Genomic DNA, 26,216 nt, shown 5'->3' on the forward strand with positions numbered 1-26,216 from the left:
GACGGCGGTCAGCTGGCGCGGTCCGCGGCGGGTTCCGGCCGGGTAGCCAGGCCAAGGTGCGATTTCAGGGTGGTGCCGGTGTATTCGGTACGGGCCAGGCCGCGTTCCTGGAGGATCGGGATGACCCTGCTGGCGAAGCCTTCCAGGTCTTGGGGGAGGAGGGAAAACATCAGGTTGAAGCCGTCGGCGGCTCCTTCGGCATGCCAACGCTCCAGGGAATCAGCGACGTGTTCCGGGCTGCCGATGAAGTCGTAGTTCCTCTTGTCTCCGGTGAGGATGGAGTAAAGATCCTTGAGGCTCACCTCGTGTTCCCGTCCCCGGATCTGTTCGCCGGCGGAACGGAAGTCCGTGCGCGGGTTGGCGATGCCGGGAATGCCGGACTGTTCAACGGTGGTGTCCGGGCCCAAGCCCGTGAAGTCGATGTGCCCCGCGAAGTACTCCTGCAGGAAGTCCAGCACTTGCCGGTCTGTGATGAGGTTGTCCAGTTCGCGGATGCGTTCCAGCGCTTCCTTGCGGCTGTCCGCGACGACTGGTGAGATGGCCTCGTAGACGTATAGCTCGTCGGGGTTCCGGCCGAATGCCGCTGCCTGGGCCCGGACCGACTCCCGATAACGGCGTGCCTGCGGGATATCCGGGTGGCTGGCGAACAAGGCGTTGGCGAAACGGGCCCCCAGGCGCTGGCCGGGGCCGGACGTACCGGCCTGCGCCAAGAGCGGGGAGTGCTGCGGGGACGGGCCGATATTGAGTGGGCCGGCCACTTTGAAAAATTCGCCCTCGTGGTGGAGGCGGTTGAGCTTGCGGCGGTCGAAGAATTGCCCGCTTGCCTGGTCATGGACGAACGCGTCCTCGTCCCAGGAGCTCCACAGGCCCTGCGTGACTTCCACGAATTCCTCGGCGCGCTGGTAGCGCAGACTGTGTTCGAAGTGTTGGTCCGCGCCGAAGTTTCCCGCCGTGCTGTTGGTCAGGTCCCTCGTGGTGACAATGTTCCAGCCAACCCTGCCGCCGCTGATGTGGTCTGCGGTGAGGGCCGCGCGGGCAAAGTTATAGGGCTGGTCGTAGGACGTTGAGGAGGTAGCGATCAGGCCAATCCTGTCCGTCACCGCACCGAGGGCCGTGACCAGGCCGACAGGATCGAAGCGGTTGAGGATGCCCGGGTTGGAAGTCTCGTCGATGGCCAGGGAGTCACCCAGAAAGATTGCATCGAACTTCGCATCCTCGGCTGTTTTGGCCAGTTGTACCTGATGGGCAAAATCGATGCTGGCCTGCGGCCACGCCGTTTCGTGACGCCACGAAGCCAGGTGGATGCCCGTCCCTACGAGGTAGGCGAAGAAGTGGATCTGCTGGCGTTCATTTGCGAGGTGCTGGTTCATGCTGCTTTCCCGGGTCCTGACAATGGCTGAGGGGCGGTCCACTGTGTGGCGCAGCGGGCCGCCCCTCAGACGATTACTTGGTCTTCTTGATGGCTGCTTCTTCGGCGGCCAGGACTTCCTGCAGCTTTGCAGCGGTCCAGTCGGCCTTGAACTGCAGGTTTCCGTCGTTGAGCTTGGTGACGGAGGCTTCAACTTCGGGGGTGTGGTAGGCGTCGACAATTTTCTTCCACAGGGGATCATCCTTGCGGTCCGCCTTCACCACGAACCCGTTGATGTAGGGGGCCAGGGCTTCGGAGTTCAGGTCTTCCTTGAAGATAATCCGGTCATCGCCCAGCCCGCCTTTCTGGGCCTGCGTGTTATTGACGACGGCGGCCTGCGTGGTGCCCTTGAGTGCGTTGACGGTTTGATTACTGTCCACGGGAACCACTTTGATCTTGCTCGAGGTGATTTCCGCAGGCGTGGACAGTGAATTGCCGCCGTCTTTGAGCTGCAGCAGTCCTGCCGTCTGGAGGTTCAGCAGCGCACGCGCCTGGTTTGTCGGGTTGTTCGGGATGGCAATCTGGGCGTCGGCGGGGAGTTCGCTGACCGACTTGTACTTTTCTGAGTACAGCGCCAGCGGATAGACCGCAGTGGCACCCACTGGGACCAAGGTGCCGTTGCTGTTCACGTTGAACTGCGACAAGTACTTGAGGTGCTGGAACAGATTAATATCCACCTGGCCTTGCTGGGTGGCGGTGTTGATCTGTGCACCGTCGGTGAAGTTCTTGACCTCCAGGTCAATACCCTGGTCCTTCAGTTTGTTCTTCAGGATGGTCCAGTGCTCCTCCGCGCCGTCGTCCACGCCGATAACCACCTTGGTGTTTCCGGGGGCGGAAGTCCCTCCTGCTGCACCTCCGCATGCCGAGAGGGACAGGGCGGCTACAAGGCCGACAGCGGCAACTAACAGGCGGTTCTTCATGATGCGACTCCGTGCAAATGGTTGATGCGAATTGAAGGTGCGGGCTATTCCCGGGGCTCACGCTAGGCATTGTCATGGGCGGCAAACCAACGCGAACGAAACACGCCGTCTTGGATCTTCTTCAAAGGAAACCGCAGGTCACAGGCCTTAACCGGGCTGGAGAGAGCCGGCCTGCACTGTTGGAATAAGCACTCAAACCAAACCCAAAGCGACCCCTGCAGGTCGCTCCCAAGGAAAAGGAGGCGCCGGTGGATGCGATCGTTTCACTGCGCGGCGTCAGCAAGGTGTTCCCCGTCCCGGGGAACAAGCGGGCCGAGCCCGTCAGTGCAGTCGACAACGTCACGCTGGAGATAGAGAAGGGAACGGTAGTGGGCGTCGTCGGCTACTCCGGTGCCGGCAAGTCAACCCTGGTACGGCTCCTGAACGGTCTGGAACGTCCGAGCAAAGGCCACGTCCATGTCAAAGGCCAGGACATCAGTTCCCTCTCCGAAAATGACCTACGGAAGGTCCGCGGCGGCGTCGGCATGATCTTCCAGCAGTTCAACCTGCTGAAATCACGCACTGTTTTTGGAAACGTCGCCTACCCGCTCAAAGTGGCTGGCTGGCCCAAAGCGAGAATCGGTCCCCGCGTGGAGGAACTGCTCGAGTTTGTGGGCATTGCTGACAAGGCGGGAACCTACCCACGGCGCCTGTCCGGCGGCCAGCAGCAACGGGTGGGCATCGCGCGTGCCCTGGCCACTGCACCTGACATCCTGTTGGCTGATGAAGCCACGAGTGCCCTTGACCCGGAAACAACCCGCGATGTCCTTCGCCTGCTCCGCAGGATCAATAAGGAACTGGGTACCACGGTTGTCGTCATCACCCATGAAATGCACGTGGTACGGGAGATCTGCGACACAGTAGTGATGATGGAGTCCGGCCGTGTTGTCGAGTCCGGTCCCACCTATTCCGTTTTCGCCAACCCGCAAAGCAGTTCCACCCAGCGGTTCGTCTCCACCGCAGTGCACGGAACCCCGGAACCCGAGACGGTCCAGCGCCTCTCCGCCGCCCATCCGGGACGATTAGTCTCGATTGGCATCTCCGAAGCTGCACCCACTCCGTTGGTGGCTGCAACGTTCGAGCGCCACGGCGTCGGCTCCAGTGTCGTCTACGGTGGCGTCACCGAAATCCAGAACCGCATCCTGGGCACGCTCACCTATGAGCTCACTGGCAGCGACGCTTCGGTTAACGCGGCGCTTGCCGAACTGGGCGACGTCACCGCCGTCGAACGTCAAATGCCGACGGCGCAACCCGCCGAAGGTGCCGTCCCGCACCTGGCCACCGTTGGAGAAAAACCATGACCACCAACTGGACCACGCTTTTGCCCGTTCTGGGCGAATCTTTTCAGCAGACCATTTATATGGTTGCGGTGACGGTTGTCCTCAGCGGTGCAGCCGGGCTGGCCCTCGGCGTGACGCTGTACGCCACCCGGCCGGGTAACCTGTTCGCCAACAAGGCTGTCTTCACTGTCCTGAACTTCATCGTCAACATCGTCCGGCCCATCCCGTTCATCATCTTCATCACGGCTATTGCCCCAGTGACGCTGATCATCATGGGTACCACCATTGGCACCACTGCCGCGATCCTGCCCATGGCGCTGATGGCAGGAGTAGTCATCGGACGTGTTGTGGAGCAGAATCTGGTCGCCTCAGACCCCGGCGTCGTCGAAGCGGCCCGGGCAATGGGAGACAGCCGGTTGCACATTCTCTGGTCGGTGGTAATTCCCGAGTCCCTGGCACCGCTGATCCTTGGCTATACCTTCATGATCATTGCGATCGTGGACATGTCGGCCATGGCCGGCTACATCGGCGGCGGCGGGTTGGGCAACTTCGCCATCATGTACGGCTACCAGCAGTTCAACTGGGAAGTCACACTCGTCACCGTGGTGATCATCATCGCCATGGTCCAGGCCGCCCAGCTGGCCGGCAACTGGCTGGCCCAGCGCATCCTGCGCCGCTGATCCCGGACCACCACCACAGGAGCAGACAGTGCCTATTGAATTCCTCGGCATGGGCGCCGGAAACGACGCCACTGAAACCACGCCGCCATCCACCGCCCAATTCGATCCCGCCTACGCGGTCCACATCGCAAAAGTCCATGAAGAGAACAATTGGGACCACGTCCTCTTCGCCTATAACTCCGCCACCCAGGACCCTGTTGTCCATGCTTCCTGGGTAGCGGCCAACACCGAACACATCAAGTTACGCCTTGCCCATCGGCCGAACGTATCCCACCCCACCCTTGCCGCACGCTCGTTCCTGACGCTGGACCACGTTGCGGCCGGACGCCTGACAGTCCACTTCATAACCGGGGGCAGCCAGGCAGACCAAGCCAGGGAAGGTGATTACCTGGCCAAGGACGACCGCTACCGCCGTACCCAGGAATACATCCGGATCGTTCGCCGGGCGTGGGAAAGCCCCGAACCGTTCGACTGGGAGGGAGAGTTTTACCGCTTCGAGGGATTCACCAGCGACGTGCGACCCTACGAGGGCCGGCGGCCCGGCATTTCCTTCGGCGGGTCCTCTCCGGCCGCATGGTGCGTGGGCGCTGAAGAGGCGGACATTTACGCCCTCTTCGGTGAACCCCTTGCAGATGCTGCCGGGCAGCAGGAACAAGTCCTGCAACGGGCCGCCGCTGCCGGACGTACGCAACCCCTCCGCTGGCAGATCGCCTTCCGCCCCATCGTTGCCTCCACCGATGAGTTGGCGTGGGAAAAGGCCCGCTCCATATTGGCGAAACTGGAAGCCCGCCGGGTGAACGGGGAAGTAATTGACCGGGTGCGGCATTATGCGGGCAAGCCGGAAGCCGCCGGGACCCAGCGCCTGCTGGCCGCAGCGGAAAGGGCAGACCACCACGACCGGGCGCTCTGGACAGCACTGGCAAAGGCGGGGGCCGGCGGCGGGGGAAGCGCCACTGCGCTGGTGGGAAGCTACGACACCGTCACCGCGGCCCTGCTCGACTACCACGCCCTCGGCTTCGAAATCTTCGGTCTTCGCGGATACGACTTCGTCCCGGACGCCATTGAGTTCGGACGAAACGTCATCCCGCAGCTCAAAGCAGAGGTCGCCCATCGGGAAGCCCATACGACGAAGGCTGCGCAGTTGCAGCGCCAAAGTGCAGCACGGGCGCAAGTGACCACTTCTGCCAGGGCAACCGGTTAGTACTGGGTTCATTACCCCGCGCTTCGGGATATGAACGCTTGTTGCCCAGGGCGTCAGCGCATTTCACCGCTGATTGAACAGCACGCTTACGGGTGGTTGGTTGGAGACACCGACCACGAAAGGAACGAACATGACGGAACATTTTGACATCAGTCCGCAGCGCCTGCGCCACGTCCTGGGCCACTTCGCCTCCGGCCTGACGATCATCACCGCCGCCACGGAGAACGGTCCTGCCGGATTTACCTGCCAGTCCTTCTCTTCCCTCTCCCTTGACCCGGCCCTGGTAACGTTCAGTCCGGCCCGCAGCTCCAGCACGTGGCCCCAGTTGCGCGAGGCCGGCCGTTTCACCGTCAACATCCTCCCCGCCGGCCACCAGCACCTGGCAGCCCAATTCGCCCGGTCCGGGACCGACAAGTTCGCAGGAGTTACATACTCCGCTTCACCGCTGGGCAATCCGGTGCTGGACAAGTCACTCGCGTGGGTGGACTGCGAACTGCATGAGGAATACGACGGCGGTGACCACACCATTGTGGTGGGCGCTGTCCGCGCCCTGGAGGCCCGGCAAGACACGGAACCACTGCTCTTCTTCAAGGGCAACTATCACCAAGGAGTTGAACGGCGCATCAGGGACCTGGAGGGCGTCGCATGACACCGGTCAAGTCCGGCTCGCGCCGGCGCGTCCGACGCCCGGCCCGGGACGGCGCCCCTGGCGATTCCACCGGCGACTTCCAGCCCTATTCTGCACAGGACTGGACCCTCATCGACGTCGGGTCAGCTGTCGAGGTTATCCCTGCCGCGGGACCGGCTTACCGGGGCCGGGTTGATGCCAAGACTCCTGACTCCACCATCGTATGGGTTGTCAGCCTGGACGGTACGGGCCGGCAGATGCACGGCAACCGTGAGGGCGTACATCTGAGCGCAGCCGAAGCGTGAGGAGCATGATCGACATGCTTACCCGCAGAATCCAGGTCACCTGTCGTGAAGAGCTTTCCTTGTTCCGCCGGCAGATGTACTCGCTCGCATGGCAGGAGATCCGTGAAGGCTGCTTGGAGGGCGCTGCCACGGCCATGGCCCGCAAGCCGTCCTGCCTGACCAATGGCGTCAGCATCGACGTCGTCTGCTTCGCACACGAGGCCGCATTCGAGCACGCTTCGTTCGTGATTTCAGTTGCCATGCACGTGCACCCCGACAGCCGGGCCGGGCAGGTGTTCTGGGAGGAAGCAGATGCCTGGGCCCACGCTGTGGCCGGGGACGACGGGTTCATCGTTGAACCCCGCGGCGCCCTGGAGACCCCCAACGGCCGGGTTTTCCACTATGCCCTGAGCGAGAAGGTCCGGGAAGGTCAGATAATTCCCCCGGAGGCAGCAGGCTCCTGAGACCGGTCAGGGCCAGCAAACGGCTGCCGGGCGGTCGCGGCAATCCTGCCATCCACGAGGACAGCAAGCAGCTGACCTGGGTGCTGTGCGAGGTCCGCCACGGCGGTTCCGATGCCCACGGATGCGAAGGGCTCACCCTGCTGTGCGGCCGGAGAAAATGCCGCCCGGGGATTGCTTTCCACGGCAGCAGCCAGGGAACGCAAGGTCACTGCAGCCGACACTTCACGTGGATGAACGGTACCGAACGAGGTGCCCCGATCCAGCGCCAGGAATGCAGGCAAGCTGCAATCTGCACCGCGCCGGACCAGCTCCTGGATTGCTTCGCCCACGGTCAGGCCCGCCGGCAAAATGGGAACCCCCGCCGCCGGTCCGGGCAGCAGCGAGCCCACAGACAGGGCTGGTTCAGCCGGATCGCTGAACCCGGCGGAAGTGAGCCATTCGTCGTCGAAGTAGGTTGAAAGGTAGTTGCGGCCCGAATCCGGAATAATCACCACCACGGTGTGGCTCTCATCAAGCTCCTCTGCCAGGCGCAGCGCGGCGGCCAGGGCCGTGCCGGAGGTCCCGCCGATCAGCAGGCCTTCCTCACGGGCAGCGCGGCGCGCGGTGAGGATGGAGTCCCGGTCGGTAATCCGGATGTATCGGTCCACCAGTGCGGTGTCGAACGCCTCGGGCCAAACGTCCTCCAATGACTCCGGATGCAGGCGTGGCCCGCGCCTTCGACATACTTGGCGCCGCCGTCTCCGCCGCCGTAAACGGAGTGGTCCGGGTCAGCTGCAACGACCTGTACTGCGCCGCTGCTGGCCTTCTTGAGGAATTTCGCTGTCCCGGAGATGGTCCCTCCGGTGCCGACGCTGGCCACGAAGTGCGTGATGCCGCCAGCGGTGTCACGCCAGATTTCAGGGCCCGTAGATGCCTCGTGCGCAGCCGGATTGGCAGGGTTGTCGTACTGCCGTGCGAGCCACGCGCCCGGTGTTCCAGCCGCAAAAGCCGCCGCACGGTTGGCCAGGTGGCCCGGATGGCTGCGGGGCACATAATCGCCCACCAGGTGAACCTCGGCACCGTACGCGCGCAGCAGTCGGATTTTCTCCGTGGCGGTGGCGGCAGGGGCGAACACCACCGACCGGTATCCGAGGTGCGCGGCCACCAGGGCCAACCCGATTCCAGTGTTCCCGCTGGTACCTTCCACCACCGTGCCGCCAGGGGACAGCAGGCCCTCCTGTTCCGCGGCGCGGATCATGGAGAGTGCAGCCCGGTCCTTGACGCTGCCGCCGATGTTCTGGAACTCAAGCTTGGCGTAAATCGTCGGCCGCAGCCCTTCACCGAGGCGGCGCAGCCGCACGAGGGGGGTATACCCGATTGCGTCCAGCACGGACTCACGAACTGTCATGGGCATACGGTAGGGCCGGGAAACTTCCGGCCACAAAGCCGTGTCATTGGCATGTCGCGCGGTGTCGGTTTGTGTCCGGGGGTGTCCCAGTTTCACGCGGTATAGGACACATTCGGCCGGGGCTGAATTGGCCGTCGTCACGGACAGTAATGGCGGTTAACCGGCGGTCGCACAATATGCTTCAAATCGGAAAGCCGCTTTAGAGTCCCGATATGGGGACGGCAACACGGACGAGCATGGCGGCGACAACATCCGGAGGAAGGCCGCCGGAGTCCGAAGACGCCGGCCTGGGTGCCTCGGCTACAGCCCCCGCAGACAGGGAACTTCGGGGCGATGTCGATACCGGCAAGGCCCGCGCTGTGCTGTGGCTCTGCCTGTCCGCGGGATTCATCACACTCCTGGACCAGTCAGTATTCATCCTGGCCGTACCCGCCATGGCGTCAGACCTGGAGGCCGGCGCTGCGGAGGTGCAATGGATCCTGGCCAGTTACTCTTTGGCCTTCGGCATCGCACTGGTCCCGTCAGGCCGGTTGGGGGACCTCCTGGGGCGCCGGGCGCTGTTCGTCACAGGGATTCTTGTATTCGGCGTCTTCAGCCTGGTGGGCGGCCTGACATCCGCCCCCTGGCTGGTCATCGTCGCCCGGCTCCTGCAGGGCCTGGGTGCCGGCTGCCTCAACCCCCAGGTGCTCGGACTCCTGCAGGACCGCTTCACGGGGGCGGAGCGGGCAAAGGCCCTGGGCTACTACGCGGCCGCCGGCGGATCCGCGGCCGTCTGCGGTCCTCTGATTGGCGGGGTCATCCTGTCCGCTGCCGGACCAAACACCGGATGGCGCCTCCTCTTCCTCGCCAATGTGCCGCTGGTTCTCGTCCTGGTCCCGCTCGCCATCAAACTCCTGCCGAAAGGCAAAGCCGCCGAATCCCAACCAGTGGAGACTACCCGCCGTCGTACTTCCGTTGACGCCCTGGGGGCGCTTCTGCTCGGCGCCGTCGTCACAACCTTCCTCGTCCCCACCGTTTACGGGACCCAGGGGGCATCGGCCCTCTGGCTGGCGGCAGGGCCGGCCAGCATTCTTTGCTTCGCCGCTTGGGAATTCCTGTACCACCGCCGCGGGCGCACGCCCCTGCTCAGCCCTGAACTGGTGCGGTCAAAAGGCTATCTGCTGGGCACGGTGGTGGCACTGTGCCAGTTCGGCGTCGGCGCCGCCATGGCAGCATTGACCGCCTTCTACTTCCTGTCCGGGACAGGACTGGCTCCGTTGGCCGCCGCCGCAATCCTCGCTCCGCAGGCCGCGGGCATGCTGCTGGCGTCCAGCCTTAGCTGGCGTTTTCTGGGCCGGTTCGGCCGGGCAGGCGTGGTGCTCGCGCTGGCGGCGTCACTGGCCACGCTTATCGCCAAAGACCTCGCAGTGCAGGGGCTGGACGACGCCGCGGCCGCCGTGGTGGTTGCCGCAGTTGGACTGGTACAGGGAGTGACCACCGGACTGGTGGTAGCACCGAACCAGGCGCTCACCTTGGGTCACGCCCCCACCGGTGCTGCCGGGGTGGCCGCGGGCTTTTACCAGCTCAGCCAGCGTTTCTCCGCGGCGCTGTGCTCTGCAGCGATCGCGGGGTTGTTCCTCAACGCCCTGCCGGACACTGGTTTCAGGGCTGCCTTTCGTGACGGCATCATCCTGTGTATGGCACTCACCGCCGCCGCCATCCTGGCCGGAGCCGTCGACTGGCTGCGGGTGGCCGCCGCTAAAAGGAGCGCCCCAATAGTTTCCAACTTGCCATCCAGTAACCGCACCAAGGAGATCCAATGAAATCGATCAGCTTCCTGACCCCCGGCAATTACCTTGACCACGCACCCGGCAGAGGCCTTGAGGAAACGCTGCAGCTGTTCGAACTCGCCGAAGAGCTTGGCTACGACGGGGCCTGGGTACGCCAGCGCCACCTCGAGCACGGCATCTCCTCCGCCACCGTCTTCCTCGCGGCAGCATCGCAGCGGACGTCCAGGATCGAACTGGGCACGGGAGTCATCCCCATCGGCTACGAAAGCCCGTTCCGCCTGGCAGAGGATATATCGACGGCCGACGTGCTTTCCGGAGGCCGGCTCCAAATAGGGCTGAGCGCGGGAGTCCCTCCACATGCAGAACTCCTGGCGGCCAAGGTGTTCGACGGCGACTGGCGCACCTTCGATTTCTCGCACCGAAGGATCGAGCGTTTCCTGGAGAACCTGGAGGGCCGGTTCCTCGGTGACGAGAACACGGTGATCCACTCGCCGGGCAATACCCAGCGGCCGCGGCTGCAGCCCTACAGCGAGGGCCTGCGCGACCGTATCTGGTACGGGGCCGGATCCGCCCGGTCAACGGACTGGGCGGCCGCCAGCGGAGTCAACCTCGTGGTGGGGAACATTGTTTCCGGTGAAGCCAGCAGTGTCTTCGCGGACGCGCAGGCCGCCAACCTGGCGCGTTATTTGCGCGATTTCCGCGGCACTCACGAGCCGCGGGTGGTGGTGGGCAGGGTGATCCTTCCGGTCGACGGCGCTGACGCCGAGACGCGGGACAGGTACGGGGCCTACGCCGCCAGCCGGCACCAGCGGACGCTCGCACCGCAGGGGGAACGGCAAACGCTGTTCGCCCCCGACCTGGTGGGCAGTTCGGAGAACATCGCAGAGGCCCTGCTGGCCGATCCGGTCACGGCCTCCGCGTCCGAGCTTCAGATCAACCTGCCGTACGAGTTTTCCATCGGGGACTACCGGCAAATCATTAGCGACTTCGCCACCCTCGTGGCTCCCGCCCTGGGTTGGCAGCCGCGGCACCTCGCAGCGGTCTAACGACAAAGCCCCGCCCGCCGCCGTCGGAATCCCTGCAACGATGGAATCACGACGGCGGCCGCCGGGGCTTTTGCTCTGGTCCGGACCTTCGGGCCCGGGGCCGCTAAGCCTTGATCCACCGATCCGCGGTTGGTCCTGATGGATTTCGGGGTCGGTCGCGGATTCTGGTTTCGGGCATGGCAGATCGCCGGCCTCGCTGCCGGTGGTGTTCCACTGGATGTCCTGATCGGGCCGTTTCCGGCTGGCGGGTGGGGTTCTTATGCCGCGGTGGGCGGTGCGTGGACGGTGTTGAAGAGCTCTTCCCACGGGGTTTTCCAGGGCCAGGCTTCGGGCAGGTGAAGGCGGATGCGTCGGGCGCTGCTGGCGATGCGGGCCGGGACGTGGATGAGTTTGCGGCGGATCGTGCCGGTGCGGGCCTTGCTGAAGGGCCCTGCGGCGAGGAGTCCGGCGGCCCGGGTGAGGTTGTAGGCCATGACCGCGGCAACCAGCCAGGCCGAGTTCGCGGCGAAAACACCTGAGGGCATATGGGCCAGGGCGCTGTCCTTCAGATCTGCATTCACCTGCTCAATCTGGGCGTGTTTGCGGTGGATCTTGTCCGCTGCGACGGTGTCCAGGACCGTGGCGTCCACGGTGGTGAAGAACGCGTGGTGCCGGTGTGTTTCGAACAGGGTGGGTTGTCCGTCGCCGGCCTTCCGGTTCAGTTCCGGGATCCGGCGCACCACCAGCCGGCCGCTGATCTGCTCGGCCTTCGTGCGGGAGCTGAACGCGGTGAACACGGTCTCGGCGACCTCGGCCTTCGAAACCCAGGTATTGGTGGTCTCATCGAAGACCGCGTCGGTGTATTCGATCGTTTCCCACGCCGACTCCGGAATACCGGCGATGGCGCGCTTGACGGCCGGGTCCATGCGCACGGTCACCGACACCTCCGCGCCGCCGGCAAGCGCCGCGGAAACCGCCGCCTGCCCGTAGAAGGCCGAATCGAAACGGCAGAGCACCCGCCCGCCGCTCTGCAGACGTTTGAGCGTGGACAGGGCATCGGTGACCAGGCGTTTGGCTCCTCGGGCCGAGTTCGCCGCGCCCTTGCGCAACCGCTGGGCAGCGATCACCGGGGCGGTGTCTTTGGTGGAGACCGTGGCCAGCAGGGCGTTCAGCCCGCGGACCCCGGAGTACCCGTAGCCGGAACCCTGCTTTTGGTAGCCGTGGACCTCGATGATCGTGTCGTCCACATCGACGAACACGAAGTCCGCCGCCCCGGGACGACCGAGCAGCGGGGCCCGGGTCCCCAAGCTGGCCAGGAAACGGGAGGCGACAGCGTCCAGTTGCCGCACGTGCCCGAACGTGAAGGAGCGCAGGAACGAACCCAGCGTGGACGGCGCGTAGCAGGCGGTAAATAGCCGCTTCATTCCGCCGTGGCGCAGCACGGCCATGTCATCGATGCTGTCCGCGCCGGCGACCATCCCGGCGACCAGGGACGCGACCTTCAGCCCGGCGTTCGCACCCTTGTCCGTCGGGACCGATAGCCATTCATCGGCCAACTCATGCAGCCCGGCGTCCCGGGCCAACGTCATGACCGGCAGCAGCCCGGCCGCCGACACGAGGTTCGGCTCATCGAACGAAACTGACAACACGGCAGGCCTGTGGGAAACTTGCACCTACGAGATGCCTCTCTTTTCGGTGAAAAATGAGTTCTAGACAAGCTTCATTTTCCTTGAAAAGACAGGCATTCTCGGTTTAAACCGCCGTCAGGATCCCGATCCACATCGGTGGATCAAGGCTAAGCAGTGACCGGTAACTCCGCCGGGCCGGTCGTGGCCACGCCGGCATCGCGCAGTGCAGTGAAGCCGCCGTCAACGTGCACGGCCTGGGAGTAGCCCAGCAGCTTGAGCTTGTGCGCCACGGGACCGGACCCGTTCACTGAGCCGCAGAAGACTACGATCTTCTGGTCCGGCCCGGTGATCTGGGGAAGCCGGGAGGCCGATTCCGGGCCGAAGTCCTTTGCCACGTTCGCGCGGTCCACCACGACAGCGCCGGGCACGCTTCCGGTGCTGGCTCGGCCGGCGTTACTGCGGACATCGATCAGCAGAACGCCTTCCTCAATCAGGCGGGCGGCCTGCTGCGCGCTGACCAACTGGTTGTCGGGGATGTTTTGCTCGCTCATCGTGTGCTCCTTCTATCGGGTGTGTTGTGGTGGTCTGGCAGCGTCAGGCAAGGCCCCATTCCGCGGCCAGAAGTTCTGGGCGGCGGCGGTGCGCCCGGCTGTGGGTGATGCTGGTGATGCGGTTCCTCGGCTTATGGAGCCTTTCGCATGCCCCCTGGATTCCGTCGCAGGCCATGAGGCAGAATGCGAAGGACCGGCTTGTGCTGCTCTTTCGCTGAAGGCGACTACCTCCATTGGCGCGAAAGTGCCCGTCCCAGACGGACCGCTGCTTGTTCCAGTTTTGGTTCATCGACGTCTCCGTAGGCCAGGCGCAAGTGGCGGTCTGCATCGGTGCCGGGGCCGGACGGAAAGAATGAGCCGCGCTGGTATTCGACACCCTCGGTGCTCGCATCCGCAGCCAGTTGGTCTGCATCAATGGCCGCATCGGCAAGCTTGGGCCAGAGGAACAGTCCGCCTTCGGGAAGCACTATCTCGAATGCTCCGGGTGCTTCGCGGTGCAGGGCAGTAACCAATGTTTCTGCACGGTTGCGGTACAGGGCACGTGCCTTGTTCAGCGTGGCGTCGAAGATTCCGGGGTCGGACGTGACGAGCTCGCCGATGATTGCCTGGACCAGGGTGGAGCTGTGCGAGTCCTGGCGGCTGCGAAGCGCCACGAGGTCGCGGGCCAAGTGCTCGGGAGTCACGGTCCATCCAAGCCGCAGTCCTGGACCGAGTGTCTTGGTGAAGGTGTTGATGTGCAGGACGTGGTCCGAGTTATTGAACTCCGCCACGCTTTCCTGCTCTCCGGCAAAACGCAGCTCGCGGTAGGGATTGTCCGCCAGGATCACGAAGCCGTAGTGCTCCGCGAGCCGCACGAGTTCCGCGCGGGATTCACCTGGCAGGGTGCCCTGCGAGGGGTTGTGGAAATCCGGCACTGTGTAGAGGGCGGATGGACGGGCGCCGCCCCGCAACAGGTCACTGAGCTGGTCGACGTCCAGCCCGCGTGGACCGACGGACACTGGGAGGGTCTTGGCGTCCGAGAGCTGCAAGCCGCGCAGGAACAGCGGGAAGATCGGGTTATCCACGGCCACCAGGTCGCCTCGTTCCACCACGGCCTGGATGGCCAGGGAAAGGCCGTGGAAGCCGCCGTTGGTGATCAGGATGCGGTCAACGGACACCCCTTCACGTTCCGCGATCCATTCGCGTAGTGGTGAGATGCCCTCTGTCCGCGAATACTGCAGGGCCGGAACTCCGGGTGTGGCGAGCACGCGGGCCGTTGCTTCCGCGATCTCCGCGGTGGGGAGGACGCCCGGGTCCGGGATCCCGCCCAGGAGTTCGATTGCGTCCGGACGCTTATCGCGCAGGGTCGCATCACCGAAACCCTTGGGCGCTGTGAAGGCCTCGATCAGGGCAGGCCTGCGGGTAGTTGTCAGATTCACGGTCATGCTGATGCCCTCGCTAGTTGTTTGGTTCCGGATACAGGCGCGGCCAACGGGATCGCGTCCAAGAGTGACTGTGTATAGGGATGCTGCGGTCGCAGGAAGATGTCCTCTACAGCGCCGTGCTCCACGACCTGGCCGCGCCGCAGCACGGAGACTGTGTCGGCCACCTGCCGTACCAATGCGAGGTCGTGGGAAACAAAGAGATACGTCAGGCCAAGCTCGCGCTGCAGCTTGGACAGCAGTTCCAGGATTCCCGCTTGGACGCTCACGTCGAGTGCGGATGTCGGTTCGTCCAAAACCACGACGTCGGGACGCACCACGAGCGCGCGTGCGATGGCGACCCGCTGCCGCTGGCCGCCGGAGAGATTCGCAGGCCGGCGTGACGCCACGGATTCGGGAAGGCCCACGGCTTCCAAAGCGTCCCGGACACGTTCTGCGCGTTCCACGTTCGTCCCCACGCCAAATTGGTCCAGCGGTTCCCGGATAATCCTGCTGACCTTCCAGGTGGGATCCAGGGACGTGAACGGGTTTTGGTACACGAGCTGGAGGTGGCGGCGGATCTCGCGGACTTCGGCCCGCGACCGGCCCGACGTCGATTCGCCGGCTACTGCAATCTCCCCGCCGTCCGCCTGTTCAAGACCGAGCAGCAGCCGCACAGCCGTTGTCTTTCCCGATCCTGATTCCCCAACCAGGGCGTGGGTGCGTCCGCGTTGCACGGAGAAAGAGACACCGTCAACGGCAAGAACTTCCTTGCCTCCGGCGGTGAAGCGCTTGGTGACCTCGCGCACGTCAATTTGTGCAGGCGGAACGGAAGGTGAGCCGGCAACGCCAGGCCGGGAGCCGCCGTCGGGCGCTGCATCAGCGGTGACCCGCTGGTTGCGGTACCTGTCCGGGTGCAAGGCTGGGACGTCTGCTTGGAGATTCCTTGCGTACTCGGTCTTGGGTGTCGCGAAGATTTCGCGGGACGTGCCGCTTTCCTGCACCGCTCCATCCTTCAGGACCACCAGGGAATCAGCGCGCTCGGCGGCGATCGCGAGGTCGTGCGTGATGAGGAGCAGGCTGATGTCCAGCTCGCTGCGCAGTTCCGTCAGCATGTCCAGGATCAGCTTCTGCACTGTGACATCCAGGGCTGAGGTGGGTTCGTCAGCCACGATGAGAGACGGCCGCGGCAGCACCGTCAGGGCAATGAGAACGCGCTGCAGCATCCCGCCGGAAAGCTGGTGAGGATAGGAGTCGTATACCCGGGCAGGATCCGGCAGGCCCACCTGCTTCAGCACCCGAAGGATTTTTTGGCGCCGTACCGCGGGCTCGGTTTCGCCGAGCAACGCGGCTGCTTCGTGCGCTTGTGCGCCAATGGTACGGACCGGATTGAGCGCCGAAGCCGGGTCCTGCGGGATAAACCCGAGTTCCCGGCCCCTGTACTGCCGGAACTGCTTCTCCGGCAGGGACAGGAGATCTTTGCCGTTCAGCTCCACCGTGCCGGTGGCAGACGAACCGTGGGGAAGCAACCGGAGGATGGCTTTCGCGATGGTCGACTTGCCCGAACCGGACTCGCCGATCAGCGCGAGGCTCTCGCCCTTGGCGAGTGAAAACGACACATCATGGACGACGGCGGCACGGTCATACGCGATCGACACATTTTGCACTGTTAGTAGGGAGCTCATGTCACTTCGCCTTTCGCAGCCAGCGGCTGATGCGGTTGACGGATAAGACAGTAATGACGATGACCAACGCCGGCGCGTACACGAGCCACGGCGCGGTGACGTAAGTCTTGCCGGAGGCCACCAGCAAACCCCAGTCCGAGGCGGGGGGTGGATCGCCGTAGCCGAGGAAAGCCAGTGACGCGATGATCAGGATGGACGTGCCGAACTGGAGCACTGCCAGGACCAGCACGGAGCGGTAGGCGTTGGGCAGGATGTGTCCCAGCAGGGCGTGGAGGCGGTTGCCGCCTTCCAGATAGGAGGCTTCGACGTACGTGGCCCCGCGGACGCGCATCACCTCCGCACGCATCAGCCTGGCGAAAACCGCGACGGCGGATACACCGGTTGCGATGGCCGCGTTGATGGTCTGGAAACCCAGGGAACTGACGATGACCACGGCCAGGAGGAAGCCCGGAATGGCAAGAAGCACGTCGACGAAGCGGCCAAGGACGGAGTCGGTCCAGCCGCCGCGGAACCCGGTGGCGAGGCCGATGATGCCGCCCACCACCAGGCCGATCAGGACCGCGACCAAGGCGCTCGTTACCGAGGAGGCGGTCCCGGAGACCACGCGGGCGTACTGGTCCCGGCCAAGGTAGTCTGTCCCGAACCAGTGTTCTGTGCTGGGTGCGGCCAGTTTGCTCGCGGTGTCGCCGGCAATCGGACTGTAGTGCGTGAAGATACCCGGTAAGAGGGACCACAGGATGACGAGGAGAACCACGGCAAAGGACAGGATCACTGTGACCGGCGGAAGGCCGTCCGTCAGTTTGCGCTTCGTGGGTTCTGCCTGGTTCAACTGGGGGTTGCTGAGGAGGGCGGTCATGCGCTTACCTTCTCCCGGAGTTTGACGCGCGGATCCAGCAGCGGCGAGGCGAGGTCTGCCAGGAGGTTGAAGACCACGAACACCACGGCCGAAAGGGATACGACTGCTTGAAGAACGGGCTGGTCCTCACCCGTCACGGCCTTTTGCACCACGGTTCCGATCCCGTCGCGGCCAAAGATGGTTTCCGTGATGACCGAGCCGCCAAGGAGTTCGCCCACGATCAGTGCCACCATCGCCACAGACGGAAGGGCCGACGGCTTCACCAGGTGCTTGGCGAAAAGCTTGGCTTCCGTCAGTCCACGGGAACGGGCCACGACGGCATACTCCTGCCGGGATTCGTGGTCCAGACTGGCAATCGACACTTCGGCCAGCGGAGCCGAGACGGGGATTGCCAAGGTGATGGCGGCGAAGAGTGTGGCCACGGGACTGTTCGGATCCGTGGTGGTAAACGAATGGAGCCGGAAAGCGAAGAGCTCGATCAGGACCAGGCCGATCACGAAGTTCGGCACGGACAGGAAGAACGACGGGATGGAGCGGACAATCGCAGCCCATTTTGCGGGAAGGTACTGGGCGCCGTACGCGATGGCTAGGGCGAAGACGATCGCGATGACCAGTGCACTCGACGCCAGTGTGAGGGTGGAGGGCAGGGCATCCGCGACGATCTGGCTCACCGGGAGGTTGGACTGCAGCGAAAACCCTAGTTCACCCGTCAGGAACCGGCTGAGTGACAGGAGGAGCTGGACGATCACCGGTTGATCGAGTCCATAGAAGGCCACGATCCGCTGGATGTCCTCCTCGCTGAGGCCGTGCTGCGGGTCCCGGAGTGTGTTGGTGATCGCGTCACCGGGAAGCACGCTGATGATCAGGAACGTCAGGACGTAGGCGAGGAGGACAACGAGGACCGCCTGACCCACACGTGTGAGGGCAAAGCGCTTGTAATCGCCGGTCACTGTGAAATCCAAGCGGTGTAAAAGTTCGCGTAGGCCAGGCCGTTGTACTGGACATCCTTGAGCTTCGGGCTGATCAGGTACAGGCGCTGGACCAGCTGATTAAGGGGAACAAAATAGGCCTGGTCCAAGACGTACTTCTGCAGTTCGTCGGCAACCTTCTCACGGGAAGCCCTGTCCGAGGCGGTGGCGATCGCCGTCGAAAGGTCGTTCAGCTTCTGGTCGCTGGTGCCAACGCTGAACCAGTCCTCGCCCTTGTTCTGGCTCGTCAGGACACCAGCGACCGTTCCAACATCGACGAAGCTGCGCGAGGTCTGGAACAGCGGCGGCTTGCTGGCCTGGATTGCTGCATAGCCGGCTACGTCCACCACTTTGAGGTTGACCTTGATGCCTACCTTCTTCAGCTGCTGGGCGATGAGTTCATCCTCGGCCTTGGTGGAGGGGACGTAAGGGTTGGGCGTGAGCGTGAACTCGAGGGTCTTGCCGTCCTTGGCGCGGTACCCATCGGAACCCTTGGTCCAGCCGGCCTCGTCCAGCACCTTGTTGGCCTTCCCGGGGTCGAACTTGAAAGAGTCGCTGAAGTCGCCGGCTTCGGGGACGTTGCCCTGGATGAATGTGGTGGCGGCGTTCCAGTCGTCCGTGTAGACCGTCTTTCGGATCTCTTCGCGGTCGATGCCGTGCTGGATGGCTTGGCGGACGGCGAGTTCGTTGGTGGGGAAGGCCGTGGTGTTCACCTGGAATCCGTCGACGAAACCAAGATAGCGGGGCGTGCCGACGGTGAAGCCCTGGGCCTTGAGGGATTCAATTTCCTGCGGCTCTACGTTGAAGGCGACATCCGCCTGGCCGGAAACCACAGTGGAAGTGCGGACCGAGGTGTCCTTGATGACCTTGTAGGTAAGGGTGTCCAGACGTGCCGGGCCGGTGTGGCCGAGTGCCGCCGGGCCCCAGTTGTAGTCTTTGCGCTTCTCGAGCACGTAGCTGTCGCCCTGCTTCCACGACTTGACCACGAACGGACCGCTGCCGATTTCCTGGCTGAGGTCCGCCTGGGCTTCGACCGGCAAAGCCAGGGTCTTGGGGGAGAGGAGAATGCAGCCGTGGTAGGCCAGTGTGGCAATGAAGCCGAGGGCCGGGGAGGAGAAGCTGACCTTGACTGTTTTCGGATCGGTGGCTTCGGCGGATACGAAGTTGGTGGAGGGGAACAGGCCGACCTTGCTGATGCCGCGGGCAGAGTCACCCTTTGCCCAGGCGTTCAGGTTGGCAACCACGGCTGCCGCGTCCAGCGGGGTCCCATCGGAGAAGGTCACACCTTCCTTCAGGTGCAGGACAAAGTCCTTGGCACCGTTAAGTTCCTCCCACTTCTCGGCAACCCATGGGCTGAGCTCACCCCTCTCATTGACGTAGACCAGCTTGTCCGTGATCTGGCCCCAAAGGTTGCCCTCGTAGCTGGAGATTGCGGTCTTGCTGGGGACCCAGCCGGTGTCGTAGCCCTGGATCAGGAAGGTGATGTTGCCGCCCTCCACCGGTGTTCCGCCGTTCGCGGCGGTGCTGGCCGCAGGGCCGCCGCAGGCAGTGATCAGGGCAGAGGTGGACAGGGCGCCCAGACCCGCGAGGAAGGCGCGCCTGCGGAATTCAGGGGTGTTGAACGAGTTCATGGAGTGCTCCTGGATGCGTTTGGGGGACTGCGTGGGGTTGTTTTGGGGTTTCCTGGCCGGTCCTAGATGGCCTTGCCCGGATTAAGCAGCTGTTGGGGGTCGATCGCTGCTTTGATGGCGTGTTGGAGTTCGCGGCTTCGCGGGGACAGTTCAAGCGCGGCCCATTCCTTCTTGATGGTGCCCACGCCGTGTTCACCGGTGACGGTTCCGCCAAGCGAAAGCGCCACCTTGACGAGTTCAGTGGATGCTTCCAGCAGGGCGGCTGGTGGGTTGAGGCCGTCGTCGGGCGTTTTGTCCAAGGTGATGAGTGGGTGAAGGTTCCCGTCGCCGGCGTGGGACACCGCAGAAATGTCGACTCCGAACCGGGCTTCGAGCGCTGGAAAAGCGGCGTAGACCTTGCCTAGTTGGGACTTTGGCACGGCGATGTCCTCGCCGATGTACCACTTTTCCGACGGGAGTCCTCGGCCGCTGCGCCGCAGTTCCCAAAGCCGCACAGCGTCGTCGTCCGCTTCCACAGTGACCCGTCCGGCCACGGCGGCCAGGGCGGTTGCGAGGTCTGCGGCTTGGTCGTCGATGCCGTAACCGTCCAGCTCGATCAGGATCAACGCGGCGCCGCGGTCACGAAGGGTGGTGCCGGAGTGCGCGTCGATGTTTTGAAGGCTCGGGGTATCGAAGAACTCGATCGCGGCCGGGCGTACCTGTGAAAGTGTGATTGCGGCGAGACCTGCCGTTCCCTCTTCGGTGCTGTCGAAGAAGGCGCTCACAGTCTTGCGCGCCACAGGGATGGGTCGCAGCCTCACCGTTGCGCTTACGACGACGCCCAGGATGCCCTCGGAACCGACAAACAGCGAGGTCAGGTCCAGGCCGGTGACGCCCTTGATGGAGCGGTGACCGACAGTGATGAGACTTCCGTCGGCGAGTACGACGTCGAGTGACAGGACCGATTCACGGGTCACCCCGTACTTGGCGCACCGAAGTCCGCCGGCGTTGGTGGCAATATTGCCGCCGATTGAGGAAATGTCGAAACTAGCGGGATCCGGTGCATAGAAAAGGTTGTAGGGTTCGAGGTGTTTGTTGAGTTCTGCGTTGATAACGCCCGGTTCAACTACGGCTACTTCATCCAGTGGGGAAACTTCGATAATGCGATTGAGTTTTTCCGTGGAAATGACCACTTGGTGTGGCGTAGCAGTTGCACCCCCCGAGAGACCGCTGCCGGCACCGCGGGGGACCACCGTGATGCCGAGTTCCGCGGCGAGCTTCACGGCCTGCTGCACGTCGGCTGCTGTCGCAGGAAGCACGACGGCGGGACCTTCCGTTTGCGCTGTAGAGGCGGTTTTGGCGGTGGCGGCGTCGTGGCTGTAGCGGGTTGTCTGCGGGCCAGGTTTGATGACCTCGATATTTTGCAGCTGCCCAAGGTAGGCGTGGATGGTTGATGCCTCGGTTTGCTGGATTGTCATGCCGGTTTCTTTCTGTCCGGGTGCATGACAAGACAGAGGTTCCCTGCAGCGAAGCACCCAAAGGCTTTGATGATTATCCCGGCCTGCTAAATGGCTGGGTCATTAGAAATTACCTGCCTTCGGAATTCGGATGCGAGTTCCGTGAAACTTCGATAAACAGTTCTCAACAGGGCGACGCGGTGATTCCATTTTCGTTATATCGCGACGATTTAGGACGCCATGTTTCCTTGTGGGTGCACGCAAAACGTCATGTGACGGGGCCCAAGCCGACTGGATCGCTGTGCGCTTATGAGCGTGCTTTACAAGGGGGGCTATCGCGTTAGGAAGATCGACACATGACGCTCGCAGTCATCGTTGTAGACGGACGCGGTGTGGACCTCGGGCGGTGAACAGAGGCTGGAAGGGCCATACATGAACAAGCTGCCTGTTATGGCCTTCTCCTTCTTGCGGTCCATTGCGATCTTCTAGGTAACGCCGACAATGGAGACTCTGTCAGCCTCGACAGGGCGTAACTTGCTCAAAAGTAGGAGTGTGCACATTGTCCACACTCTCCGCTTCTGATTCGGTGATTCTTCCGTCGGACTGGCTCGAATTCCGCATATTTTCGCCGGTTCCCAGTGTTTGCAATGGCTGGAATGTAGTTCGAGTCCCACCTCGGGCACGACGTATTCCCTCGTCAGGGGCGATTTTGCTTTGACGTGTTGACAAAGCTTGCGGTCGCGTCATCTGACGGGTTGGGTCGCGGGCTGTGTGGGGCGGCGGGTTCAAGTCCCTGGCTGGTGGGCCTTCCGCCTGCTGTGGTGCGGTTAGATGCTTCCTCGTTTCGGTTCTGTGTGGTGGGCGTGGTTGTCCAACACCTATTCATGGTCCGAGGTAGCGGGTACAACATGACGTAGCCGCCGTTGGTACGGCAATTTTATTGAAGGGCTCCTTGCAACCGCCGCCGGAGCCGTATGCGCTCGATTTGTCCTGCCAAATTGGGTGTGGACAGTGTCCACACTTACGTCTGCTTTATGAGAGTCCCTGCTGGCTAGGAGCACGGAAGGGCATGTCGGATCAAGGGCGCCATGTGCCGCCCTGACTGCGGCGGGGAACGGCCCAGTGAAGAGCAGAAGGATAAAGGCGAAGCAGGCTTGGCTGCAGGTCGCACAAAATTGTGGGGGAGCGGGCCACTACGACGCCCAGGAACGGGCGCGGCCTTCTGACACACCGAGTGCTTGGACCAAGCGCCGGGGATTGGGCCTACGGTCGTCCCGGCTCGAGAGACTCCGCGCTGCAGTTTGCAGTAATCGGGACCCGACGGGGTCAACGTTGCGCTAAGACAGAAGTGGCAGGGTTCGATCCAAGAGCTTTTCCAAGACAACGTGGGAAATGAACGACCACACCTCATTCAAGCCCTGCCTGACGTGCGGCCTTACGTCAACTTAGGGTCTAACTCCATCTTGGAGCCGGCCCTAGCGGGGAAGGGGAAAGCCCTCGACCGGAGTCGGTCGAGGGCCTTCCTCACGTCCAGACTTGTGGAGGAAATGGAGGTCTACGGCTTGGAATTATGCGCCTGCATCCCGCTGTGTGGAGTCTCGACGAGCAGGTGCTCACCTTTCAGCACTTCGGGGTCTGCGGGAGCGACGGTGGCACGTCCGCCCCGGCTGCCGGTCTCGGGGAGTGTGAAGTAAACGACGAGGCAGAGGGCGACGATGGCGATCATGTATACCGCGACGAACATGGGCTGTCCGGCGCCGACGAACGCGGCGGCGATCAGTGGTGCGGTGCCGCCAAAGACGGCGATGACGATCTGGTGTGCGAAGCCGATTCCGGAGACCCGGACAGAGGCCGGGAACAGCTCGGCCTGGATTGTCGGGTAACTGATCCGTCGTTGGCATTTAGTTGACGTTTCCGGCGAAGCTGATGGCAGAGGCATTCAGGCCGGCTTCCATCGTGTGGACCATCGTGCCCCTGCCTTTCCCTCCGGCGGCGTCCGGTGCCCTGGCCTAGTGCGAGGTGAATGCATTTCAAGCTGCTGCGCGCGGACGCAAAGGGCGTTAGCGGGGGAGGAGTCCCGCGAATTCATGGTTTTGGAAGACCAAGGGATCTTTGGCGCTCCCGGTGTTGAGGCCCAGGACCCTGGCCAGGACAAAGGCGTGGTCCCCGATGGGCGTGACGTTCTCGATTTGGCATTCCAAGGCCGCGACTGCGCCTGCGACCAGAGGGGCACCGTATGCTCCTTGGATCCAGAAGCTGTCATCGAAGCGGTCCGCGTCCTTTTTACCCAGCTTGCGGCAGAACTGCGCCTGTGTTGATGCAAGAGCGCTGATGCCCAGCACGGTGGCCTTGTTGAGTTGTGGCCAGCTGGAAGACTCGTGGCCGATGAAGAAGCCGACCAGGCACGGGTCCAGGGAGATAAAGACGAACGATCCGACGATCATGGCGGCACGGTCACCGGTGAGTTCAGACTGTCCGGCGACGACGGCGACGCTGGTGGGCACCATGGACATGGTGTCCCGCACGTGGGTGGGATCGAGAGTGCCGGGCCGTTCGGTAACGATAGTCATGGCTGCCTCCTTCGGTTACCGGTGTTGCTGGATGTAGTAGAGCTGCTCGGCGTCAATCCACACTTCGTATCCGTCGAGTTTGTCGATGAGGATGCGTGAGTCGACGCCTTCGGGTGCGAGCCACAGCATTCGGGAGTCGGGGGTGGCATCTTCGATGCGTGCGGTTCTGACGTATGTGCCGTTTCGGCGGATTTCCACTGTTGCTGTTGTCGGGAGATGGAACCAGTCATCGAGCCGGTAGGACTGTGGCGGGTGGGGGGTGAAGGTTCTGCGTTCGATCGGGAAGGACCCGGCCGCAGCATGGGCTGTTGGTGCGTTCATCACGGTTCCTTAGGTGGCGGCGGGCAGGGTGGGGTCAGGTGCCACCGACCGCCGGGGAGCTGGCCGGTGGCACCTGAGAGGGGTTGGCGGGTCGAGCAGGCTTGCTGTGGTTCAGGCGACGGGTTGCGTGTCCGCGACCGGGACGGATGCCTGGTCCTTTTTAGCCGTGGTGAGGAGCCCCGCGGTGTATTCGGAGAGCCACCCAAGGCAGGCGCCGACGATCAAGGCCAGACAGGTGCCGGCCGCGTCGAAGGTGGCGCCAAAGTAGGCGGCGCATCCGGCAAACGCTCCGGGGATGAAGCCCAGGAGGCTCCAGCGGGCCTGGACGCACATGGCGAACGCTGCGATGGCGACGGAGATGCCGAGCGCGCCGGGGATGGGGAGGTTCGCCGCTCCCCAGACGATGATGGCGCCCCAGAGGACTCCGGAGAGGTTGGCAGGGATCGTTTTGAGGAGTCCGGCGCGTTTTCCGCCGGCTGCGAAGAAGCATGCCCAGGAGAGGAATCCGACCCAGGTTATAAGGCCCAGGGGTGTGCTGAATTGGGTCCAGAGCCCGGCGAAGATGCCGGCGGTGATTCCGATGATGACAAGGGGCTTCATGGGTAGTTCCTTAGGGTCAAAATGGCGTCATTGTCTTTTTGAAAAGGAAAGCTGAGGGAGTGTGCATGTGCAGGCTTCGCTGAAGTGCGCAGAACGCGGAGCGGGTGTTAGCACTTTCGGGTGCGGGTGAATCTGGCGGTACGGCCCCGGCAAGGACGCCGGGGCCGTACTACGTGGGGAGTGTTTTAGAGGTGGGTCAGGGCAAGGTCGGCGGGGTCCGCGTTGTCGGGAGTCGCAGGCGTGGGTTCCACCGGTGCGCGGTGGAACTCGCCGTTTTTCATCACTGCGGTGATCTTGTTGATGTCCTGCAGGATGGTGATGTCTGCGAGCGGGTTGCCGTCGACGAGGATCATGTCGGCGTAGAAGCCGGGCAGGACCTTGCCGAGTTCGTTGGGCTTTTCGAAGAGTTCCCCGCCGAGGGCGGTGGCGGCGATGATGGCTTCCATTTCGGTGTAGCCGAAGAGCTTCACGAAGTGGTCCAGGTCCCGGGCGTAGGTGCCGCGGGGTGTCCAGGCGAAGCCGTAGTCTCCGCCGGGCAGCACGCGGATGCCGCGGCGGCGCATCTCCTGCATTGCCTTGACGGCGATGTCGAGTTCGCGGGCGTAGCCTGCCTGTTCGGCTGCCTCGTGGGAGTAGCCGAAGGCTTCGGCGTCCTGGAGGGTTGCGACCAGCCAGTTGATGGCCGGGGCGACGAAGACGCGGTCTTTGGCGGCCTCGAGGAGGTCCATGCCTTCGTCATCGATGTAGGAGGCGTGGTAGATCATGTCGACGCCGGTTTTCAGGGAGATGAGGACGGAGTCGCGGCTGCGGGCGTGGGTGCATACGCGCACGTGCCGGCGGTGTGCTTCGTCGACGGCGACCTGGAGTTCTTCTTCGGTGATGTAGGTGTCGGTGGCTGCCTTGGTGCCGGTGATTTCCTCACCGGAGATGCTGAGTTTGATCTGGTCCACGCCGAGCCCGATGGTTTCCCGGACCACTTTGCGCATTTCCTCGACGCCGTCGGCGATCTGGGTGATGCCGGGCACGAGGTCCCCTGCGGTGGTGGCGATTTCCTGGCCGTTGGCCAGGTAGCGGGGGCCGGGGATCCGGCCGGCGTTGATGGCGTCGCGCACGACGACGTCGAGGCGCTTTTTGGCGCTGGCCGCCCCGAAGCACATGGTGTACCCGTAGTCGATGTAGTACTTGGCTGACTCGACGGTGTGCAGCAGGTGTTCCTCGACGTTCATCGTTTCCAGGCTGTTGAGGTCGCCGTCGTTCCAGGTGAAGTGGGTGTGCGCGTCGCACAGTCCCGACATCAGGGTCTGGCCGCGGCCATCGATGACCCGGGAGCCCTCCCGGGGCAGGTTGCCCGCGCCGGGACGGACGTCGGTGATGCGCTCATCGACGACGAGCACTTCCCCTAGGAAGGGCTGGGCGCCGGTGCTGTCCAGGATGTTGACGTTGGTGAAGAGGGTTTTCGACATGACTTCGTTGTCCTTATCTTGA

Annotated in this window: 25 protein-coding genes; 8 read left to right on the forward strand and 17 right to left on the reverse strand. The window is 63.5% G+C overall.

Going from position 1 to position 26,216, the window contains the following annotated elements; all coding sequences use genetic code 11:
- Window positions 1–8 precede the first annotated feature (8 nt).
- Both VIK36_RS09765 and VIK36_RS09770 read right to left on the reverse strand, forming a co-directional pair.
- Entirely contained in the window at window positions 9–1,370 is a 1,362-nt protein-coding gene (locus tag VIK36_RS09765) for an LLM class flavin-dependent oxidoreductase (protein ID WP_324644995.1), read from the reverse strand.
- A 73-nt stretch (window positions 1,371–1,443) separates the two neighbouring features.
- The gene (locus tag VIK36_RS09770; protein WP_324644997.1) at window positions 1,444–2,328 is read right to left on the reverse strand and encodes a MetQ/NlpA family ABC transporter substrate-binding protein; all 885 of its coding nucleotides are present in this window, start codon (window positions 2,326–2,328) and stop codon (window positions 1,444–1,446) included.
- A gap of 248 nt (window positions 2,329–2,576) precedes the next feature.
- Between VIK36_RS09770 and VIK36_RS09775 the strand changes: the two genes are divergently transcribed.
- The 6 genes from VIK36_RS09775 (at window position 2,577) to VIK36_RS09800 (ending at window position 6,904) form a co-directional block, all read left to right on the forward strand.
- Window positions 2,577–3,668 (forward strand): methionine ABC transporter ATP-binding protein, encoded by a 1,092-nt coding sequence (locus VIK36_RS09775; protein ID WP_324644999.1) that lies wholly within the window; start codon window positions 2,577–2,579, stop codon window positions 3,666–3,668.
- Complete coding sequence (locus VIK36_RS09780; protein ID WP_324645000.1) at window positions 3,665–4,327, forward strand: methionine ABC transporter permease; 663 nt, start codon at window positions 3,665–3,667, stop codon at window positions 4,325–4,327. The genes VIK36_RS09775 and VIK36_RS09780 overlap by 4 nt, the downstream gene beginning before the upstream one ends.
- A 28-nt stretch (window positions 4,328–4,355) precedes the next feature.
- Window positions 4,356–5,528 carry an LLM class flavin-dependent oxidoreductase gene (locus VIK36_RS09785; RefSeq protein WP_255175338.1) on the forward strand — a complete coding sequence of 391 codons (1,173 nt, stop codon included), beginning with the start codon at window positions 4,356–4,358 and terminating at the stop codon, window positions 5,526–5,528.
- Between the two features lie 130 nt (window positions 5,529–5,658).
- Window positions 5,659–6,177 carry a flavin reductase family protein gene (locus tag VIK36_RS09790; RefSeq protein WP_255175339.1) on the forward strand — a complete coding sequence of 173 codons (519 nt, stop codon included), beginning with the start codon at window positions 5,659–5,661 and terminating at the stop codon, window positions 6,175–6,177.
- A complete protein-coding gene (locus tag VIK36_RS09795) occupies window positions 6,174–6,461 on the forward strand; it encodes a hypothetical protein (protein WP_255175340.1) in 288 nt (95 codons plus the stop codon). The genes VIK36_RS09790 and VIK36_RS09795 overlap by 4 nt, the downstream gene beginning before the upstream one ends.
- A 5-nt stretch (window positions 6,462–6,466) precedes the next feature.
- Complete coding sequence (locus VIK36_RS09800) at window positions 6,467–6,904, forward strand: hypothetical protein (RefSeq protein WP_324645003.1); 438 nt, start codon at window positions 6,467–6,469, stop codon at window positions 6,902–6,904.
- On the opposite strand, the gene VIK36_RS09805 is transcribed toward VIK36_RS09800, so the two are convergent.
- Window positions 6,871–7,551 (reverse strand): pyridoxal-phosphate dependent enzyme, encoded by a 681-nt coding sequence (locus VIK36_RS09805; RefSeq protein ID WP_324645004.1) that lies wholly within the window; start codon window positions 7,549–7,551, stop codon window positions 6,871–6,873. The genes VIK36_RS09800 and VIK36_RS09805 overlap by 34 nt on opposite strands.
- Complete coding sequence (locus tag VIK36_RS09810; RefSeq protein ID WP_324645005.1) at window positions 7,473–8,291, reverse strand: cysteine synthase family protein; 819 nt, start codon at window positions 8,289–8,291, stop codon at window positions 7,473–7,475. Before VIK36_RS09810 ends, VIK36_RS09805 begins: the two co-directional genes overlap by 79 nt.
- 212 nt (window positions 8,292–8,503) lie before the next feature.
- Between VIK36_RS09810 and VIK36_RS09815 the strand changes: the two genes are divergently transcribed.
- The gene (locus VIK36_RS09815; protein ID WP_324645006.1) at window positions 8,504–10,093 is read left to right on the forward strand and encodes an MFS transporter; all 1,590 of its coding nucleotides are present in this window, start codon (window positions 8,504–8,506) and stop codon (window positions 10,091–10,093) included.
- Window positions 10,090–11,106, forward strand: coding sequence for an LLM class flavin-dependent oxidoreductase (locus tag VIK36_RS09820; RefSeq protein WP_255175344.1), 1,017 nt, complete (start codon window positions 10,090–10,092; stop codon window positions 11,104–11,106). Before VIK36_RS09815 ends, VIK36_RS09820 begins: the two co-directional genes overlap by 4 nt.
- A gap of 257 nt (window positions 11,107–11,363) precedes the next feature.
- Here VIK36_RS09820 and VIK36_RS09825 read toward each other — a convergent pair whose 3' ends face one another.
- The 13 genes from VIK36_RS09825 to VIK36_RS09885 all read right to left on the reverse strand — a co-directional run bounded on the left by VIK36_RS09825 (window position 11,364) and on the right by VIK36_RS09885 (window position 26,194).
- A complete protein-coding gene (locus VIK36_RS09825) occupies window positions 11,364–12,758 on the reverse strand; it encodes an IS1380 family transposase (RefSeq protein WP_324645007.1) in 1,395 nt (464 codons plus the stop codon).
- Window positions 12,759–12,880: 122 nt separating this feature from the next.
- Window positions 12,881–13,264, reverse strand: coding sequence for a rhodanese-like domain-containing protein (locus VIK36_RS09830; RefSeq protein ID WP_255175345.1), 384 nt, complete (start codon window positions 13,262–13,264; stop codon window positions 12,881–12,883).
- Window positions 13,265–13,488: 224 nt separating this feature from the next.
- Window positions 13,489–14,688, reverse strand: a complete 1,200-nt coding sequence (locus VIK36_RS09835) for a PLP-dependent aminotransferase family protein (RefSeq protein WP_255175346.1) — start codon at window positions 14,686–14,688, stop codon at window positions 13,489–13,491.
- Window positions 14,685–16,349 (reverse strand): ABC transporter ATP-binding protein, encoded by a 1,665-nt coding sequence (locus VIK36_RS09840; protein WP_324645008.1) that lies wholly within the window; start codon window positions 16,347–16,349, stop codon window positions 14,685–14,687. Before VIK36_RS09840 ends, VIK36_RS09835 begins: the two co-directional genes overlap by 4 nt.
- Window position 16,350: 1 nt before the next feature.
- On the reverse strand, window positions 16,351–17,205 hold the full coding sequence (locus VIK36_RS09845; RefSeq protein ID WP_255175348.1) for an ABC transporter permease: 855 nt from the start codon (window positions 17,203–17,205) through the stop codon (window positions 16,351–16,353).
- Window positions 17,202–18,155, reverse strand: coding sequence for an ABC transporter permease (locus VIK36_RS09850; protein WP_255175349.1), 954 nt, complete (start codon window positions 18,153–18,155; stop codon window positions 17,202–17,204). The genes VIK36_RS09845 and VIK36_RS09850 overlap by 4 nt, the downstream gene beginning before the upstream one ends.
- Window positions 18,152–19,804 carry an ABC transporter substrate-binding protein gene (locus VIK36_RS09855; RefSeq protein WP_324645009.1) on the reverse strand — a complete coding sequence of 551 codons (1,653 nt, stop codon included), beginning with the start codon at window positions 19,802–19,804 and terminating at the stop codon, window positions 18,152–18,154. Before VIK36_RS09855 ends, VIK36_RS09850 begins: the two co-directional genes overlap by 4 nt.
- A 62-nt stretch (window positions 19,805–19,866) precedes the next feature.
- Window positions 19,867–21,261: an FAD-binding oxidoreductase gene (locus VIK36_RS09860; RefSeq protein ID WP_255175352.1), complete on the reverse strand. Its 1,395-nt coding sequence runs from the start codon at window positions 21,259–21,261 to the stop codon at window positions 19,867–19,869.
- Between the two features lie 1,534 nt (window positions 21,262–22,795).
- The gene (locus VIK36_RS09865) at window positions 22,796–23,179 is read right to left on the reverse strand and encodes an MFS transporter (RefSeq protein WP_324645011.1); all 384 of its coding nucleotides are present in this window, start codon (window positions 23,177–23,179) and stop codon (window positions 22,796–22,798) included.
- A 121-nt stretch (window positions 23,180–23,300) separates the two neighbouring features.
- Window positions 23,301–23,810 carry a flavin reductase family protein gene (locus VIK36_RS09870; protein WP_324645012.1) on the reverse strand — a complete coding sequence of 170 codons (510 nt, stop codon included), beginning with the start codon at window positions 23,808–23,810 and terminating at the stop codon, window positions 23,301–23,303.
- A gap of 15 nt (window positions 23,811–23,825) precedes the next feature.
- Complete coding sequence (locus VIK36_RS09875; RefSeq protein WP_018770794.1) at window positions 23,826–24,131, reverse strand: hypothetical protein; 306 nt, start codon at window positions 24,129–24,131, stop codon at window positions 23,826–23,828.
- Between the two features lie 111 nt (window positions 24,132–24,242).
- Complete coding sequence (locus VIK36_RS09880) at window positions 24,243–24,731, reverse strand: DUF1097 domain-containing protein (protein WP_324645013.1); 489 nt, start codon at window positions 24,729–24,731, stop codon at window positions 24,243–24,245.
- A 185-nt stretch (window positions 24,732–24,916) separates the two neighbouring features.
- Window positions 24,917–26,194: an amidohydrolase family protein gene (locus VIK36_RS09885; RefSeq protein ID WP_324645014.1), complete on the reverse strand. Its 1,278-nt coding sequence runs from the start codon at window positions 26,192–26,194 to the stop codon at window positions 24,917–24,919.
- Window positions 26,195–26,216: the final 22 nt, after the last annotated feature.

It is taken from the genome of Pseudarthrobacter sp. LT1 (genome assembly GCF_035621795.1).
Taxonomy (GTDB): domain Bacteria; phylum Actinomycetota; class Actinomycetes; order Actinomycetales; family Micrococcaceae; genus Arthrobacter.

What these genes read in the sequence shown, in the direction of transcription:
- VIK36_RS09765 (WP_324644995.1), bottom strand. Translation starts at nt 1,370, where the DNA reads ATGAACCAGCACCTCGCAAATGAACGCCAGCAGATCCACTTCTTCGCC.
- VIK36_RS09770 (WP_324644997.1), bottom strand. Translation starts at nt 2,328, where the DNA reads ATGAAGAACCGCCTGTTAGTTGCCGCTGTCGGCCTTGTAGCCGCCCTG.
- VIK36_RS09780 (WP_324645000.1), top strand. Translation starts at nt 3,665, where the DNA reads ATGACCACCAACTGGACCACGCTTTTGCCCGTTCTGGGCGAATCTTTT.
- VIK36_RS09790 (WP_255175339.1), top strand. Translation starts at nt 5,659, where the DNA reads ATGACGGAACATTTTGACATCAGTCCGCAGCGCCTGCGCCACGTCCTG.
- VIK36_RS09795 (WP_255175340.1), top strand. Translation starts at nt 6,174, where the DNA reads ATGACACCGGTCAAGTCCGGCTCGCGCCGGCGCGTCCGACGCCCGGCC.
- VIK36_RS09800 (WP_324645003.1), top strand. Translation starts at nt 6,467, where the DNA reads ATGATCGACATGCTTACCCGCAGAATCCAGGTCACCTGTCGTGAAGAG.
- VIK36_RS09810 (WP_324645005.1), bottom strand. Translation starts at nt 8,291, where the DNA reads ATGACAGTTCGTGAGTCCGTGCTGGACGCAATCGGGTATACCCCCCTC.
- VIK36_RS09815 (WP_324645006.1), top strand. Translation starts at nt 8,504, where the DNA reads ATGGGGACGGCAACACGGACGAGCATGGCGGCGACAACATCCGGAGGA.
- VIK36_RS09820 (WP_255175344.1), top strand. Translation starts at nt 10,090, where the DNA reads ATGAAATCGATCAGCTTCCTGACCCCCGGCAATTACCTTGACCACGCA.
- VIK36_RS09830 (WP_255175345.1), bottom strand. Translation starts at nt 13,264, where the DNA reads ATGAGCGAGCAAAACATCCCCGACAACCAGTTGGTCAGCGCGCAGCAG.
- VIK36_RS09835 (WP_255175346.1), bottom strand. Translation starts at nt 14,688, where the DNA reads ATGACCGTGAATCTGACAACTACCCGCAGGCCTGCCCTGATCGAGGCC.
- VIK36_RS09840 (WP_324645008.1), bottom strand. Translation starts at nt 16,349, where the DNA reads ATGAGCTCCCTACTAACAGTGCAAAATGTGTCGATCGCGTATGACCGT.
- VIK36_RS09845 (WP_255175348.1), bottom strand. Translation starts at nt 17,205, where the DNA reads ATGACCGCCCTCCTCAGCAACCCCCAGTTGAACCAGGCAGAACCCACG.
- VIK36_RS09855 (WP_324645009.1), bottom strand. Translation starts at nt 19,804, where the DNA reads ATGAACTCGTTCAACACCCCTGAATTCCGCAGGCGCGCCTTCCTCGCG.
- VIK36_RS09860 (WP_255175352.1), bottom strand. Translation starts at nt 21,261, where the DNA reads ATGACAATCCAGCAAACCGAGGCATCAACCATCCACGCCTACCTTGGG.
- VIK36_RS09865 (WP_324645011.1), bottom strand. Translation starts at nt 23,179, where the DNA reads ATGCCTCTGCCATCAGCTTCGCCGGAAACGTCAACTAAATGCCAACGA.
- VIK36_RS09870 (WP_324645012.1), bottom strand. Translation starts at nt 23,810, where the DNA reads ATGACTATCGTTACCGAACGGCCCGGCACTCTCGATCCCACCCACGTG.
- VIK36_RS09875 (WP_018770794.1), bottom strand. Translation starts at nt 24,131, where the DNA reads ATGAACGCACCAACAGCCCATGCTGCGGCCGGGTCCTTCCCGATCGAA.
- VIK36_RS09880 (WP_324645013.1), bottom strand. Translation starts at nt 24,731, where the DNA reads ATGAAGCCCCTTGTCATCATCGGAATCACCGCCGGCATCTTCGCCGGG.
- VIK36_RS09885 (WP_324645014.1), bottom strand. Translation starts at nt 26,194, where the DNA reads ATGTCGAAAACCCTCTTCACCAACGTCAACATCCTGGACAGCACCGGC.